The sequence below is a fragment of the Lysinibacillus sp. NPDC092081 genome (assembly GCF_044755845.1).
Classification (GTDB): domain Bacteria; phylum Bacillota; class Bacilli; order Bacillales_A; family Planococcaceae; genus Lysinibacillus.
In genome coordinates this window covers 38,358-55,381 of record NZ_JBIVRU010000010.1, presented here as the reverse complement: position 1 = coordinate 55,381, position 17,024 = coordinate 38,358, and the positions used below count along the sequence as shown (strand labels likewise).

9 protein-coding genes, 3 pseudogenes and 1 riboswitch are annotated in these 17,024 nt (G+C 36.3%); of the genes and pseudogenes, 2 read left to right on the top strand and 10 right to left on the bottom strand.

Annotated elements, in window-relative coordinates; all coding sequences use genetic code 11:
* Positions 1 to 143 precede the first annotated feature (143 nt).
* The 5 genes and pseudogenes from ACIQLB_RS15165 to ACIQLB_RS15145 form a co-directional block, all read right to left on the bottom strand.
* Positions 144 to 1,271 (bottom strand): annotated as a pseudogene (locus ACIQLB_RS15165) (hypothetical protein); the annotation flags it as partial.
* Between the two features lie 202 nt (positions 1,272 to 1,473).
* Positions 1,474 to 1,935, bottom strand: a complete 462-nt coding sequence (locus tag ACIQLB_RS15160; RefSeq protein ID WP_400727239.1) for an HNH endonuclease — start codon at positions 1,933 to 1,935, stop codon at positions 1,474 to 1,476.
* 100 nt (positions 1,936 to 2,035) lie between these two features.
* A pseudogene (locus tag ACIQLB_RS15155) lies at positions 2,036 to 2,683 on the bottom strand (vitamin B12-dependent ribonucleotide reductase); the annotation flags it as partial.
* Positions 2,684 to 3,034: 351 nt separating this feature from the next.
* Positions 3,035 to 3,826, bottom strand: a pseudogene (locus ACIQLB_RS15150) (ribonucleotide reductase N-terminal alpha domain-containing protein); the annotation flags it as partial.
* A 209-nt stretch (positions 3,827 to 4,035) separates the two neighbouring features.
* Entirely contained in the window at positions 4,036 to 4,866 is an 831-nt protein-coding gene (locus ACIQLB_RS15145) for a lipoate--protein ligase family protein (protein ID WP_400727231.1), read from the bottom strand.
* A 611-nt stretch (positions 4,867 to 5,477) separates the two neighbouring features.
* Between ACIQLB_RS15145 and ACIQLB_RS15140 the strand changes: the two genes are divergently transcribed.
* Complete coding sequence (locus tag ACIQLB_RS15140; RefSeq protein WP_376074129.1) at positions 5,478 to 5,861, top strand: rhodanese-like domain-containing protein; 384 nt, start codon at positions 5,478 to 5,480, stop codon at positions 5,859 to 5,861.
* 522 nt (positions 5,862 to 6,383) lie between these two features.
* A riboswitch (glycine riboswitch) is annotated at positions 6,384 to 6,460 on the top strand.
* Positions 6,461 to 6,621: 161 nt separating this feature from the next.
* Positions 6,622 to 7,974 (top strand): amino acid permease, encoded by a 1,353-nt coding sequence (locus tag ACIQLB_RS15135; RefSeq protein WP_400727228.1) that lies wholly within the window; start codon positions 6,622 to 6,624, stop codon positions 7,972 to 7,974.
* A 139-nt stretch (positions 7,975 to 8,113) separates the two neighbouring features.
* On the opposite strand, the gene ACIQLB_RS15130 is transcribed toward ACIQLB_RS15135, so the two are convergent.
* From ACIQLB_RS15130 to ACIQLB_RS15110, 5 genes are all read right to left on the bottom strand, one after another.
* Positions 8,114 to 9,082 carry a glutaminase gene (locus ACIQLB_RS15130; RefSeq protein ID WP_400727226.1) on the bottom strand — a complete coding sequence of 323 codons (969 nt, stop codon included), beginning with the start codon at positions 9,080 to 9,082 and terminating at the stop codon, positions 8,114 to 8,116.
* 139 nt (positions 9,083 to 9,221) lie between these two features.
* Complete coding sequence (locus ACIQLB_RS15125; protein ID WP_400727224.1) at positions 9,222 to 10,637, bottom strand: M20 family metallopeptidase; 1,416 nt, start codon at positions 10,635 to 10,637, stop codon at positions 9,222 to 9,224.
* Between the two features lie 32 nt (positions 10,638 to 10,669).
* Positions 10,670 to 11,896 (bottom strand): MFS transporter, encoded by a 1,227-nt coding sequence (locus tag ACIQLB_RS15120; RefSeq protein WP_400727221.1) that lies wholly within the window; start codon positions 11,894 to 11,896, stop codon positions 10,670 to 10,672.
* Positions 11,897 to 12,358: 462 nt separating this feature from the next.
* Complete coding sequence (locus tag ACIQLB_RS15115) at positions 12,359 to 13,663, bottom strand: hypothetical protein (protein ID WP_400727218.1); 1,305 nt, start codon at positions 13,661 to 13,663, stop codon at positions 12,359 to 12,361.
* Positions 13,664 to 14,092: 429 nt separating this feature from the next.
* Positions 14,093 to 16,957 carry a hypothetical protein gene (locus ACIQLB_RS15110; protein WP_400727215.1) on the bottom strand — a complete coding sequence of 955 codons (2,865 nt, stop codon included), beginning with the start codon at positions 16,955 to 16,957 and terminating at the stop codon, positions 14,093 to 14,095.
* Positions 16,958 to 17,024: the final 67 nt, after the last annotated feature.

Here is a 17,024-nt window from a genome sequence, read left to right as displayed (position 1 = left end):
GTAAATGAATTTTTGACGACTGGTCGTCTACACGGGATAAGTGGTTTGGACATCCATCTCCTTCCTGCTTTCAACATTTTCTGAATGAATATAAAAAAAGTGCCTATCCGCCTTTTTGACGAGATAGACACAATTTCATTATTTTATAAACCACATTTTAACTGTGCAGCACAGTTTGTACATGTATTACAGCCACCGATTTCCTCTACAGTTCCTTTTCGGCATACAGGGCAAGTGTTCCCTACATCCGAACCAATCACTGTTGTCGATTCTAATGCTTGAATCGTATCTACTAATACAACAGGACGCTTCGTTGGTACTTCTACTAATTCTTCCTCAAATGATAATTGATCCATATCATTTTCTTCAGCTTTTAGTGTCAGTACTTGTGAATCACGGCTACCATCTACATAGACCGTACCACCTTTAGCGCCACCTTTATATAAGCGCTCGTATACTTTTTCAACTTGTTGTACTGTATAACCTTTTGGTGCGTTTACAGTTTTAGAAATGGATGAATCAATCCATTTTTGAATGATACATTGTACATCAGCATGCGCCTCTGGTTTTAATTCCATCGCCGTAACAAACCATTCAGGAAGGTCATTCTCATTTACTTCTGGATGACGTTCTAAATATTCATGAACGATTTCTGCTTTTACCTCGATGAATTTACCTAGACGACCAGAACGGTAATATGTGAACGAGAAGTATGGCTCAAGACCAGTTGCCACGCCAACCATCGTACCGGTAGAACCAGTTGGAGCTACTGTCAGTAAATGCGAGTTACGAATACCTGTTGCTAAAATTTGTTCCTTAATGTGCGCAGGCATTTTTTGCATAAAGCCTGTTTCAGTAAATGCTTTACGTAAACGTGCTGTCTCTTCCTCTGTTGCTCCTACAAGGAATGGGAAGCTACCGCGTTCTTTTGCAAGCTCTGTTGATGCCTCATACGCAGTCTCAGCAATCGTTTTAAAGATTTCATCGACTAATTCATTACCCGCTTCTGAGCCGTATTCTTTCTCACAATAAATTAGTAAGTCCGCTAAGCCCATTACGCCCAAGCCAACACGACGCTCTCCAAGAGCTTGTACACGGTTTTCTTCTAAGAAGTATGGTGTAGCATCAATAACATTATCCTGCATACGAACACCAACACGAACTGTTTCACGTAGTGCTTCATAATCAATTGTTTGATTTTCTTTATTCGCAAACTGTGCTAAGTTCACAGCTGCTAAGTTACACACAGAATATGGTGCAAGTGGTTGTTCCAATTATTGTTATCCTAAAGGCTTTTTATCCTCTAGTTCTTACAGTTCAATTCCTGTAAGTTCAGCATACATTTTCATTACACTACTTTCTGTAATGTTGCGGTCTCGTGCCCGGATTATAGTCTACTAAGTAGGATCACCGGGTATGCGTTGCCCCTGACTAAAGTTTTACCTTTAGCCTTCGGTTCGGATTAGCAAATAATTAACGAAATCTTTCAATGTAACTAAATATGAACTTCTGAAATTCATCTTCCGTTCTTGTCCCTTTAAGTTGATTACAATCATGACAGCTTATACAAACATTCTGGATACAATGCTTTCCTCCTCTACTTAGAGGGGTTTTATGTTCAAATACTACATGTTCCTTTTCAAGTGCAATTTTACAATAGCTACAAAACGGTTCAGATTCATAGAGCTTTTTCAAGTCATTCTCGGATATAGGGTCTGAATTTCTAATAATATCTCCAGCTTTTCCATTTCTTCTTCCAGAGCCATTATTAAAAGATTTTGCTCTATTTTTCCAAAAGTTATTTTTTCCCCAAACCTTCACTCTTTGAGATACACATTCTTTACAATCGTTTCTATAGCCATCTTTACTGTCGGATCGTTTTCCAAAACAACTTAAATTTTTTATCTTATTACACTTCCTACATTGTTTAGTCATGTTATCACCTAATAAATGAAAATCATGTTGAAAGTATCGTTAATTACTATTTCTCAGCCTTCCCGCTTTATCCCGCAATTTTTAACGTGAGGCGAAGTCCACCACACGGATTTGTCGCTACAACGCTTTGACCATAGGCTTTTGCATTTGTCATGTCATTCGCGTTGTCGATGAAGAAAATACCTGGCTCTGCAGAGTACGTTGCACAAACGTTGATTAAATTCCATAATTCCTTCGCTTTAATCGTACGGTATGTGCGTACTTTATAGCCCATTTTCTCCCATTCGCGCACATCTCCAACTTTATGCCACTCACTGTTGTAAATAGCCATCTCTTCTTTTGTATATTCTTCAACAGCTGGGAAACGAAGCTCAAAGTCAGCGTCATTTTCTACAGCTTGCATAAATTCTTTTGTTAATGTTACAGAAATATTTGCACCAGTTAAAAACTCTAGATTGTGAACAGTATAAGTACCACCATCACGTAGTTTGTTTTCTGCTTCACGAATAATAGCCGTATCAAAACCGCCTAAGCCTTCGATACCTTTATAGTTAACAATCCCTTGATACATAGCTTCCTCTTGAGATGAAAGAGGTTTAAAGTTTAATTTTTCTTTTGCTAGACGAATAATTGTTTTATCCGTTGTATTTTCGATTAGGTATCGTAGAATACGTGGATTTTGCATTTTTGAAATAATAAATTCCACGATATCAGGATGCCAATCTGCCAGCATAATCATTTGTGCCCCCATTTTTTGTTACAGAAAAATATTAAATTTAATTTTTCTGGTATGGTCATTTCTGCCATACTCTTATGCTTTCACATAAGATCAGACTATATCATCAAAGAATACTGTTCTTTGTCTCGTGCCTCATAAGAGCGTCATCGCCTCATATGATTTACTTCTTTCATACTTTGCCAAGCTTAGAAAGTTTCAATAGTCGTTGAACGTTCATCTACATTTCCATAGATGCTTCGCTGCTGATTGCCCAATCTTTTCTTTTTTCAAGCATTCACGCCTAGCTTCACAGCTTACGTTGTAGCAAGAAAAGCTCTAAGGGTGTTCCAGCAATTCACGAGATTACGTCGCCGAGTCTTAACGACGCGAACCACCTTGTTCGACAAGATGAGTCAGTTTAGCAATATCATCTAACCATGAAACGGAACCAGATGATTTACCATTTACACCACGTGCTAAAGTGTTACGTGGACGCAATGTTGAACCATTTGTCCCTACACCACCACCGCGGCTCATAATTTCCATCACTTGCTTACGGTGATCACTTATTCCTTCACGTGAATCTGCTACAAATGGCATTACGTAACAGTTGAAAAACGTTACATCTGTTTCAGATCCTGCTCCGTAAATAACTCGTCCAGCTGGAATGAATTTTAATGATACTAGCTGCTCATAAAACTTCTCAAACCATTCTTGGCGTTTCTCTGGTGTTTTTTCAACAGCAGCAAGTCCTGTTGCATTTCGTTTTGCGATTTGTTCATAAAATATTTCAAGAGGCTTTTCTAGCACGTCAATTGAACGCGTAATCACACCCGTTTCTTGCTCTTTCGGATCATCTAAAGCACTACGGTAATCTTCCTCAATCAAAATTTCTGCTGTTTTCGTAGACATATCAAGCTTTTGGATTGTCCCTAAACCACGTGCAGGGAATTTTGGATCTGACTTCACTGTTAATACGACAAAATCACCGGCTTTTAACGTTTTCTTCTCCGTATCCTTAAACGAGTAGCGATCGATCATCACAAGTCTTGATACACCTTTATGCGTAATGTGCATTTCAGATGTTACAGGATGAACCTGCGGAAATTGTTCAATATCTTTGTTTAACTGTTCAAATTTGTTTACTTCGGGTTGATGATTTGTAAGTACCATCGTTTTGCCTCCCTTATTTTTGCATTACTTGCATTACATAATAAATACACAATATCATGTGTCGTTAAACACTACATATTGTGTATATGTCTTTAAAAAAGATACTATATATAGTTTTTTAATTCAACTCTTGCAATTTCGAATAGAATCCTAATCACTTGTTATCACAAGGTTTGAACGATAAAAAAATATTTTTCTTATACCATTTTTTATTTTTTGAAGTTCCAATCATCGCATGCATATTTTTTTTCTTCTAGTGCATGTACATATTCTAATTGCTCCTCAGAAAGTGTAAATGGTTTTAAATCAATTTGCAACGATTTTGCAAAACCATCACGAAAAGCTGTCACACATTGTTCAATAGACACGGGTTCTTTAACAAGGTTATTGATAGCAACCGCTTTCTCAGGCATCTTTCTACGCATACGTGCCTTCGCCTCTTCACTTGAAAAATTGAAGACTGACAATAATTTTTCTTGATCTAAATCAAGTAAAATTGCTCCATGCTGTAAAATAACACCTTTTTGACGAGTTTGTGCACTACCAGCTACTTTTTTACCTTCTACGACAAGCTCATACCAGCTCGGTGCATCAAAACAAACAGCACTTTTAGGTTTCTTTAAGTCCGCTCTTTGTTCTTCCGTATCAGGCACACTAAAATAAGCATCCATGCCTAGATTATGAAAACCTTGCAATATCCCTTCACTTAACACTCTATATGCCTCTGTCACTGATTCAGGCATATCTGGATAGCTTTCTGAAACAATGACGCTATATGTCAATTCATGTTCATGTAAAACGGCTCTACCACCTGTTGGTCGACGAACAAAGCCTAGTCCTTGTTCTCGTACCGCTTCTAGATTGATATCTCTTTTCGCCTGCTGAAAATAGCCAATTGAAAGTGTTGCTGGCTCCCACTCATAAAAACGAATGACTGGTGGAATTAAACCTTCACTATGCCAATCGAGTAATGCTTCATCTAACGCCATATTAAAAGAAGGGCTACATTTCCCTGAATTAAGAAAATACCAAGTTGTCATATTTTCATCTCCTACAAATATTTAATTGAACATTAGCTAACGTGTACAAAAATAAGTCTCATCACCATAACGTGGGGTTGATTTCCGTTTCGGCTGGGCGCTTTCCTGGGGGCGTCGGGCCAACACGAGGTTGGTCACGAAGGCGTTATCACAGGACGTGATGCTTTTAGCCTTCGTTCCTCTAGCCGCTTCGCTTCGCTGCAGGGTCTCGGGACAACACGATGTTGGTCACGAAGGCGTTATCACAGGATGTGATGGTTTTAACCTTCGTCCCTCTATCGCTGATCCCCAAGGAGTCGCCCTGCCTTCACTTCAATCAACCTATATATGGCATACGTTTTAACAATGTAATCCTACTCTAGGTGATGAGCAAAAAACAATACTTCTCAAAATTTTGACACTCTGCGTTTAGTTCTATTCTTTATTGAAGTAATCATCCACCCAAGTCTATAAATGTAGTGAAATGATTTTGTGACCTTTCACTAATAACATCCATAAATATAGATAGATTAATTCTAGCCACAATCTAATTAATTTTATCAAACTCATTGGACTATCGCTAGCGCATCTTTTATAATAATAAAGAAGATAGAAAGGGGTAAGAAATTTTGTTGAACATACTTATCACAATCGGTGTTATTTTAGTAGTTGTAATTGCATATATCGGCATCAATGCCCTACGACTAAAAAAAGCCGTAACAAACCTAACACAAGAACAATTTATTGAAGGCTACCGTAAAGCACAGCTTATCGACGTACGTGAACAGAAAGAATTTGATGCTGGTCACATCCTTGGTGCACGCAATGTTCCTTCAACTACTCTACGTCAACGTCACAAAGAAATTCGCCCAGATTTACCAGTATATTTATACTGTCAAAATACAGGCCGTAGCTCACGTGCTGCTCTATTTCTTAAAAAACGTGGCTACAACCAAATTTACCAACTTCAAGGCGGCTTCCGTACTTGGACAGGTAAAATAAAGACAAAAAAATAATCTTAATTTAAGGCATTAGTGACTACTATAAATAAATTTACTCACGGAAACTAAGTAAATTTATTTATATATACCTATCTCACTTTGCTTTAAACAGAAAAAACCATCTCAAATGACTATGAGATGGTTTCTTTTTTGCAAAAAATTCTGAGTTTCTACTATATTATATTTATTGTTTAACGTCTGACAAGTTAGTTCTTAATCTTGCATTGAACAAAAAAATGTGAGTAGACAATATCCTGCTCACATCCAACTACCTTTACCAAAATTCTAGCCGTTTCCCTCGCCTCTTTTAACTCTTTTTACCAAACATTAAATATTATCCATATTTTAACGTATGTCTAAAAATACTATTTTTCGTCAAATTTTTACCTAGACGAACTCCAATCTTCTTTTTTTCTGAAAATGACTGAAATTTACCCTTGAATAATTATGGTAGCACTGATAGGATGTATAATATCTTAAAATAATGTCATCAAGACATACAATACAAGCTATGAATGCTATGGATAACACTATAGCAGGAGCAGTTCTGGAGAGAGCGCATTTTGCGTCGCCGAAGGGTTCACTATCTCAGGCAAAAGGACAGAGGAGTAATATCAACTTTCATCATGAAAGCTATACCACAGGAATGTTTTCTTTTTTACATACAACATTCGCTATCGGTATTTGTTATTCTGTCGTTTACGAGACTAGTGTCACTACTAGTCTCTTTTTTATTTCCAGTCATAGTTTTTACGTATCTTTGAGGGGGAGCAACGTGGAACAACAACATCAATTAAAACGTGATTTAAAAAATCGCCATGTGCAGCTCATTGCCATTGGCGGAACAATCGGTACTGGTTTATTTTTAGGCTCTGGTAAAGCCATTGCTTTAGCTGGACCTTCCATCATCTTTGCCTATCTAATTGTCGGAACCGCCTTATTTTTCGTCATGCGGGCGTTAGGCGAACTATTGTTATCGAATGCTGGCTATACATCATTTACTGATTTTGCATCTGAATACATAGGCCCTTGGGCAGGTTACATCACTGGGTGGACATACTGGTTCTGCTGGATTATGACCGCTATGGCAGATATTATTGCTGTCGGTGTTTATACACATTATTGGTTTGATATACCTCAATGGGTGCCTGCAATGGGCTGTTTAGTACTGTTATTAATTTTGAATTTATTGACTGTAAAACTATTTGGCGAACTAGAATTTTGGTTTGCCCTTATAAAAGTCATCACCATTGTTGCGCTGATTATTATTGGCCTAATCATGTTATTTACAGGCATTCAAACAAGCTCTGGCACAGTTTCTGTTGATAATCTTTGGGCACATGGCGGGTTATTCCCGAACGGCCTATATGGGTTCTTAATGGCATTCCAAATGGTTGTTTTCGCTTTTGTAGGTGTCGAATTAGTAGGAGTTTCTGCTGCTGAAACGGCCAATCCTAGAAAAAATATTCCTTCTGCCATTAACAAAATTCCATTACGTATTTTATTATTTTACGTAGGAGCGTTATTTGTGATTTTATGTATTAATCCTTGGTCTGAGATGTCTGCCTCAAGTAGTCCATTTGTACAAGTATTTACACTAGCTGGAATTCCAATTGCTGCAGGTATTATTAATTTTGTCGTTCTAACATCTGCTGCTTCAGCTGGTAATAGTGGTTTATTTTCTACAAGTCGCATGCTGTTTAATCTTGGAAACAACAAACAAGCTTCGCCAACGTTTGCAAAGCTCAATAAAAACAGTGTCCCAAGTAACGCACTCGTTGTGTCTGCAATTGTAGTTTCCGCCGGTGCATTACTGAGTAAATTAATGCCTGAAAACGCCTTTAGTGTTGTGACAACGATTAGTGCTATTTGTTTTATCTGGGTGTGGAGTATTATATTAATCTCTCATATCATTTATAAACGTAAAAATCGTGCACTTCATGAAGCATCGATTTTCAAGGCGCCTTTTACTCCGTTCGTGAACTATTTAGTACTTGCCTTTTTTGCATTTCTATTAGTAGTGATGTTCATTTCAGAGGCAACACGTACTGCATTACTGCTAACACCAATTTGGTTTATTATGCTACTAATTATTTATAAAATGAAAAGAAAGAAACTAATACGCTAAAATGAATCGTCCTGGATAGTGACACTTTTAAAGAAAGTAAACCTATTCAGGGCTTTTTTTTGCAAATTAACGAGATAATCAGGTGCGAAATAAAATCACAAAAGATGACTCCATTTACGGAAGTCATCTTTCATAATGATTAAAAAATATTCATATTCCACTCGGTAGCGATATGCTTTAGCAAATTCACTCCTGCTACACTGTTCCCGATGTCATCAATTGCTGGTCCATAAATGCCTATACCGCAGCCAGCAGGAAAAGGTGAATCTAAGCCTGCGTGACTTGGCACAGCCGCCAAAATTGCTCCAGAGACACCACTTTTAGCAGGTAACCCGATAAATGCTGCAAATTTACCAGAAGCATTATACATTCCGCAAGTAACCATCAATGCCTTCGCTAATTTCGCTACTTGCTTTGGAAAAATTTGTGTTTTTAATAAAGGATGATAGCCATCATTGGCGATTACTAAACCAATCATCGCTAAATCCGAAACATTTACTTCTATAGCACATTGTTTCAAATAAACCTCCAATGCCTCTTCCACAGGACAGTCTAAAAAGCCAGAATCCATTAAATAATAGGCTAATGAACGGTTTCGGTTTGCAGTTTGCCATTCAGATTGATAAACCTCTTCATTAACTTTTAATTCCTTGCCAACCATTTGTTCTAAAAATTGAAGGATTTTTGAAACCTTCTCTTGCGGAGAATTTCCGTCAAGCATAGAGGATACTGTAATCGCCCCTGCATTAATCATTGGATTAAAAGGTTTTCCAGGCTGATGGCTTTCTAGACGAATAATGGAATTGAAGGTGTCACCTGTAGGTTCAACATCTACTCGTTCTAAAACATAAGGTAATCCCCGTTCCATACACGCTAAAATAAATGTAACAACTTTTGAAACACTTTGCAGAGTAAATAGTTCAGTTGTCTCTCCGGCTTTCATTTCATCATTATTAGTACCGATAATCGAAATCGCTAATTGATTTGGATCTTTTTCCGCTAATGCGGGAATATAACTTGCGCATTGTCCCTCTTTTGCATAAGGACGAAACTGTTTCACCCATTCTGCCGCAAGGTGATTATTATGATTGATATGATCTGTCGGCATTTTGTGATCTCCTTTCAAAAAACGGCATTTTACACCATAACTACTCAATAAGTACACTTTACTAAGAAAAAAACTTAATAATAGGCAAAAACAGAGCCTCCATAGTTTACCCTATGAAGACTCTATATGGAATAACTTTTTACAGTTTTGGAGGCTTAGTACCTTCCGGAATTAGCGAAACATAAGTCTCTCCATCCAGACGTTCTTTCCATTCTTTTTTAGCTTCTTCAATAAGTGTTGGATTATCAATTAAATCAACAGCAGTGCAGGCCATAATTTTTGCTGCCTGTAACATCCCTTTATGTGCTATTGGCATAACCCCCTGTGATACAACCTGCCAAGTATGAAGTGGTGTACCTAATGCCATACATACCGTAGTACATTGAACAGTTGGGACATTCCAGCTTACATCTCCAACGTCCGTTGATCCACCCAATATAAATTCAGGTAGGACACTTGGGATGTGGTTACCAATAACTTTACCTTGTAACTGCGCGACATCTTCTTTTTTTAGACCAACTAACGATGATGCCTGAATTTCAGGAGAAAATGTATTAAAAATAGCTTGGGCATGCTGCTCATCTTCTATTGTATAAGTTGGCATACCTAAATCAAGTATTTGTTTTTGCATCGCATCATACAGTGTTTTATTTGGAATAAGATTTGACGCAGCTCCCTCAAAGGCGATTTCTAACGATGTTTCAGTCATGAGCGTTGCGCCTTTAGCAATATTTTCAACACGTTGATAAATCTCTTGTACTTGATGTTTTTTAGGCGCTCTAACTAAGTATGTCACCTCTGCATATGGTTGAACAACATTTGGAGACGTTCCTCCTGTGTTTGTAACCGCATAATGCACGCGCGCTTCTGGAATGATATGCTCACGTAAATAGTTTACCCCAACATTCATTAATTCAACAGCATCTAGTGCACTTCGTCCCAGATGTGGAGCAGCTGCTGCATGTGCACTTTTTCCCGTAAACTTAAAAGTAACTGCATAGTTTGCTAGAGAGCTGCATGTCATAACAGTTGTAAAAGTTCCAGGATGCCAAGATATTGCAATATCAACATCATCGAAAATACCAGCCTTCGCCATATAAGCTTTACCTGAACCATTTTCCTCTGCCGGACAGCCGTAGAAACGGATCGTAGCTGATTGATTATTTTGCTCTAAGTAATCTTTCACCGCAACGGCCGCAGCAAACGCTCCTGTTCCTAATAAGTTATGCCCACAACCATGACCACTTCCTCCATCCTCTAATGGTTCGCAATGAGTAGCCCCGCCTTTTTGACTCAATCCAGGAAGTGCATCATATTCACCGAGAAAAGCAATAACAGGCTTTCCAGAATCATACGTTCCAACTAGTGCTGTATCAAGCCCTGCAATTCCAAGCTCTGTTGCAAAGCCCTCTTGTTCTAAAGCTGCCTTCATATATTGAACAGATTTCTTTTCTTGAAAGTGAAGTTCAGGTACTGCCCAAATGGCATCACTTAATTGAATGCTAGCATCTTTTTTTGACTCTACTAACGAAGAAATTTTTTCATATAAACTCATATTTTTTACCTCCAAAGAAAAATTTGTTCCTATTATGAATTCAAAAGACTTCCTTTTTGATCATTTAACGTTAAGAGCGCAATAATACAAATAACCGCAAATCCAATTAACATCCAAAACGCTGCATCAAAGGAGCCGTTAAAAGCATCTACCATAAAGCCGATTGCCATCGGCGTTACAAATCCTGCTAATTGTCCACCTGTATTAGCAACCCCCATTGCGGAACCTGTAATAGAAGAAGGTAATTTCTTTAACACAATGGCAGGTAGTAACGTAATAACAAATGCAATAAATAAAGTAACTACAGTTTGATAACCAATAAACATCGTCACAGATTTAGCTGTAAACATGAAGTACAATAAAATACCAATAACTCCACATGAAATCGAACCTAAAATCTTGTCCATTCCTCGTGGCAACTTATCAATGATATAACCACTACCATAAATACCAATAATAGTAGCGATAGCTGGAATTGTTTGTGCCCATCCAATCGACATTAAATCGAGTCCACGATTTTTTTGAAGGTATGTTGGAATCCAGGAAACTAATCCCCAATTCACCGCATAAATACAGAAATAAGCAATAATTAAATTCCACATAAGCGGTGTCTTAAATAGTTCCTTAAAGTTAACTTTAGTAGAAGCGTTTTCATTACTATGACTATTTTCTATTACTTCATCTTGTGGAAGTTTGATATATTTCCAATATAAAAATGCAATAATAGCACCGATAGCACCAATTACAACAAACATCGTACGCCAACCAATTGTTCCTAACAAATAAGCTGCGAGTAAAGGTACGATTAACGAAACGATACCTCCAGAGGAAAGCATAATTGACATCGCTCGCCCTCTTTCTTCCCTTTGGAAAATCGTCGCAATAATTTTAGAGCTAGATGGTTGGAACCCACCTTCCCCAATACCAAATAAAAATCGAATGATAATCATTGCAACTAAGGACCAAGCTAGAGCTGTTAAACCCGTGAATATGGACCACATAATTACTGAAAAAAGTAAGATTTTTTTAGCACCAAATTTATCGGCAAGCCATCCGCCAGGTATTTGCATAATTGCATAACCTAAAAAGAAAGCGCTTAAAATAATTCCAGTAGAAGAAGCATCTAAATTTAAATCACCAGTAATCGATACTACTGCATAGTTCATGATGTAACGGTCTAGATTTCCTAATGACCATCCTAAAAATAAGAGTGCAAGGATTAAATTTCTGGACTTTTTTGTTACTTCATTTGTTGTCATTAAAATCCCTCCCATGTTTAAACGATAGCGCTGCAATTGATTGATAGTAATAAGACAAAAGTTTAATTATCATCAGAAAATTAAGATAATTCAAACTCTTTTTCTTTCCTTTTCGATATCTTTTGCAACCTTTATATAATATTTTCCCATCTCTCCCTATCTATAAAAATATGCCCCTTATATAACGATATTTTCGTTATATATTCGTATAATAATCGACTTTTTATAAATTGACAATATTTTTTTGAAAATTCCTAATAGATAATCGCACAAAAATGGTATCTAAAATAAGCCATAATAACTGGTAAAGCGTTGATTTATCTACATTTTTTATTTCACCATAAACAAAAAATTACTAAAAATTTTCTGTATCCTTCTCCTTCCACAAGCTACCCACCAAACAAAAAAATGCCCCAAAAACCATTAATTGGTTTGGGACATTTTATATTTCATGTGGTTGACCTACATCACAAGCTGATATATTTTTATTGGTCTACCACGTGTATGCTGTAATTCTTCTCCACAAATTTCCGCTAAGCCTACACTACATAAATCAGCCATGATGCGCTGCGCATTTCGTTCACTCATTTGAAGCTGTGTGGCTAAATCCTTTGTCGTAAAATGCTTCCAGCTCATTTTTTGAACTAGCGCTTGTATTCTTGTATAGGTTTTAATGCTAACACTGCCTTTTTTTAATTTTTCAAGGATAGTAGGATCTTCAGCTCTATAGGAATATGTTAGCTCCTCTGTATTACCGACAGATTCAATCATTGTGCCATCATCTTGTATCATGACAATATCAATGGATTCATTGTCTTTCGTTTGACGTAAAGCTCGATGTGCATTTAATTCGGCATTAAATACCGTTTGCGCAAAACCTATTCCTGCTGTGACCTTTGCTTCCATTTCAATGAACAGCTGATACATTTTTTCCTTGATGAATTGAATCTGCCCTTCGATTGCTCCCCGCGTACTAAAAATCGTATATCTCCCATTCCCTTCCTCGATTAAGGAGCCATCAATCTGTTCACATAATTGCAATAAGTTTTCTTTCATGCGTAATTCTAGATATTGAATACGATATCCTTGCTTCATTCTTTCCTTTAATGAATCGAAATCTTTTATTTCGAGCATGACAGCACCAATTTGCGTTTCTTTATAATACGACGTTTTAATTTTTTCGGTAAATAGCTGAACAGTATTGTAAATTTCTGGTTTAGTAGGCGATACCCAATAGGAGGGGACCCCCATCTTTTTCAATTCTTCATCGACTGACGGATAACATGTTATCGCAAAATCGATTTTCCCTTTAAGCCATAGGTCATAATGAAAATCAAATAATTCTTTCGGATCAATAGCCACATCAAATTCCTTTACATACATTTTCCTTACATTTTTCTCTATCTCCGCCAACCCTTCTGATGCCACTTGTGCAGGTGATGGGATAATATCAATACTGACATTCTCAATAAATTTTTTTATTTTAAAGGACTGCTCTAAAAATCCTTTATAAATGGCCGCTTCAGAAAAGATTATATGTGCCAGCTTATCCTGTGAAACGCTTGTCTGTCTAGCAATTTTATAAGGTATGTATCCCGAAAATAACCAAAAATCAACATCTTGATTATGAGTCTCAACAAGATGCTTTGTTTCTGTAGCAACTGAATAAATATACGGGATAAATTCCATATCCTGTTCAATTTCACGTGCTAATTTGATAATTTTTTCTACGGATTTTATTGGGCCAACAACACCTATTTTATACATCTTTAGTACCTACCTTCTATGTCAAACTACTCTTGTTCTGACAAAAAATTCTCAATTATTATACAGATCAACTGTAAATAGTATATCTAAGAATTGATATTCTACACAAATGAAAAAGATAAATTTAACCAATAGGCTTTTTCTACTGAAAAACAATTCTATCAATGAAATTAAGGGTGCATATCAGAAGGCGCTTCGCTGCGCTCCAATCATCTTATCCACATGACATACTTTTTAACATAATGTCATCAACTTTTGAATTTCATCGGAACACTTTTACGTTTTATCACCCAATTTTTGAGTTTTATCGATAAACTTTCACGTTTTATCACCCAACTTATAATTTTTATCGACATCCTCATTCCAGGCTCACACACTAAAAACCCCGAATAAAATTTTATTATTCGGGGTTTTGATTTCAACTATTTTTTATAAATCGTTTGCATACATTTGCTTATATAAAATTTCTACTTTTTTCGAGAGTTTACCATATGCAGTTTGCCAAGCTTTACGAGCTGCTGCATTATCGTCTGTGGAAGGTACGTAAAGAGCATGAACCTCTGCTACCTTTTTCAAATCACTCTCGGCCGTAGTTAGAGTAGAATAATTTTTCACGATGCTCTTTTCAGAAGCACTAAGGTCATCATATGCTGCACGAATTTCTTTTACTTTCGTCTCCAAGTCATCAATATATTCACCTTTTACAAGCAGTGAATTAATTGATTCTATTAATTTTAAAGCAATTTCATTAGACTGTTGTTGATCTTTATCTTTATCAATAATAGATTGTCGCATTTCTGGACTAACTAAACTCATTTGCTTTGATGTAAGCTTCGCAAAAGCTTTGATGACAGTCGTTGGGCTACTAACAAATGATTTTTCATACGTCTTTATGAATGACTCCACTTTCTTCATATCAGAAACCGCTGTTGTTAAGATAGAAGCATTCGTAATACGTTTTTTATCACTAGAGCTCAGCTTATTATATTGAGTTGAAAGCTCATTAATTTTTTCCATTGAAACTGTATACGTATCATTTGAGACAATTTTTGCAATTTCATTATTTAACTTTGTGATATCTGGTGCATTCCCATCTTCTAAACGATGATTGAGCAAATCTTCATATTGCTGTTTTGCTAAATACTGTTGATTTGCAGGTAGTTTAGCATAAGCTGTTTGTACAGTTTGAATTTTTTTCGCTTGTTTCGTAGCATCCGTTTCTTCTCGTGCGGTTTGCACTTTTTTATGGAATGACTTTACACCAGAAAGATCTTTACTAGCCGCTGTTAATAAATAATAGTTTGTTACATACTTTCGTCCAGCGGAAGATAGGTTTTTATATTTTGTTGTTGCTGCATTAACGGCTGATTCAAATTGAGCAAATGTATATTTCGTTACATCAGCAAGCTTATCAACATCAGCCTTTAAAGTTAATGCAGCAGCTTTATCAGCAGGTTCCTTACCATTTAAATCAACTGTAACATTCGGCGTATTTAATAAAAAATCATTCGCATTATAAACAAGGGATTGTTGTAGACTAGTTAACTTATTATAAGCTTTCAATACATTAGTATAGTTAGTTTTCAACTTACTTTCAGCTACCCCTGGTGTTTCTGAAAGCTTTTGATAGGCGTCCATGTCCTTAATAATTTTTTCAGCCGCTTTAAAATCCTTTTGCAAGGTTACAATGCTATCATATCCGACAATTTTAGCCGCTGAATTTTTTGTTAAGCCCTTATATTCATTAATAATGCGGTTTACATTATTAACATGACTTTGCCAAGTAGTTACTGACGGATCTATTGGGTAACTCTCATCTGCATCGCCTACATAACTTTCAATCTCAATATTTAATCTGTCTATTTGACTGTTTTCTGCGTTTTCCGCTTGAAGTAATGTACTAATATATTTTGCTGGTACAAGTTGAAGTTGTTTATAAGTTAACTTTTCATAAGACGTACGGATTGATTTTGCTGTAGTCACCTGTTTGCTAGGTGAATCATTTTGTGACAGCTTATCGAAAAGTTTAATAAATTGTTCAACTTTTTTGATATCCGACTTAGCATCACTTAAAATTGTTTGATTTTGAACAGTTGCTCGGTAATTTTGAGATAATTTTGCTATATCCTTTTCAATTGTTTCAACTGCTGTTTGTAAAGATTCTATGCTAGTAGGTACATACTTTGCAAAGGAATTTTCATATGCTAGCAATGCAACAATTGCCTGATTTAGTCTTCTAACTTCTTTAAATTCTTCAATATGTGACGGATCTATCAAAATATTTTTAATGCTATTGTATAGGGCATCATTTAGATCTAAGCTACGTTGTAATAAATCAAACTTAGTATAGGCCTCTTCAATTTCTTTTAAATATTTTGGTAGATCTTTTTCTTCAACCTCATTAACCTTATCTACTTTCTCATTTAACTTGCTTATTAATTCTACATCAGCTACTGCTCTCTTTAATACATCATAATTTGTCACATTGGCCTTCGCAGGAGTTGATAGTGCCTGATATTTACTTTCTAATGCAGTTACTTCTGCCTTAAAAGACTCTAGACTTGTTACATTATATTTGTTGTCATTTAATAGTAAAGTTTGAATTTCAGTAATCATTGAATCAGAAGGTTCATTAGATACTGTTATCACATCAGAAACATCAGATTCTACGAAAGAAGATCCTACCTTTGCCTTTACTTTAACAATGATATCTTTTATGCCTTTTTCTAAAGCATCTTTAGGAATTCTATATGTGTCGTTAGTAGCTCCATCAATTATTGTGAAGGATTCACCAACTTTATAAAACCATTGATAGCTATATGTAATCTGACTGCTTTGTAACTTTGCTCCGGCATCATCGGTTACCATTGCACCTGCGACTTGTACCAATTCATCAGGTACTGCATAATTCGAACTACTATTAATTTTTGGTGCAGTTATTGAAAGTTGCAGTTCTTTGATAGTACGGGGTTCACTCTTATACTTAGCGCCATTTGTTGTAGTCGCTTCCACGAAAACTGCTTTGCCTGCCGCTTCTACTGGTATTGTAAATGACGCTGTTGTTGCACCAGAGATTGGTTTATTCGTTGAATCGCTGGAACCATCTACATAGTACCACTGATAACCATTAACAATCGAATTTGCTGGTAAGTTTTCAATAGAAGCTTTTAAAGTTTCATTTACTATATTATTTCCTGTGACGGTAACTGTATTGGCTACCTCCGCTCCTACAACTGTTGGTACAATAAGAGCTGCTGGAATAGCTGCTGCTGTGAAAAGTAATTTTTTATTCAAATTTCCTTACCTCCTCTATCTTCTTTGAATTATATCGGCTACATTCTTAATAATTCTCTTTATTTTA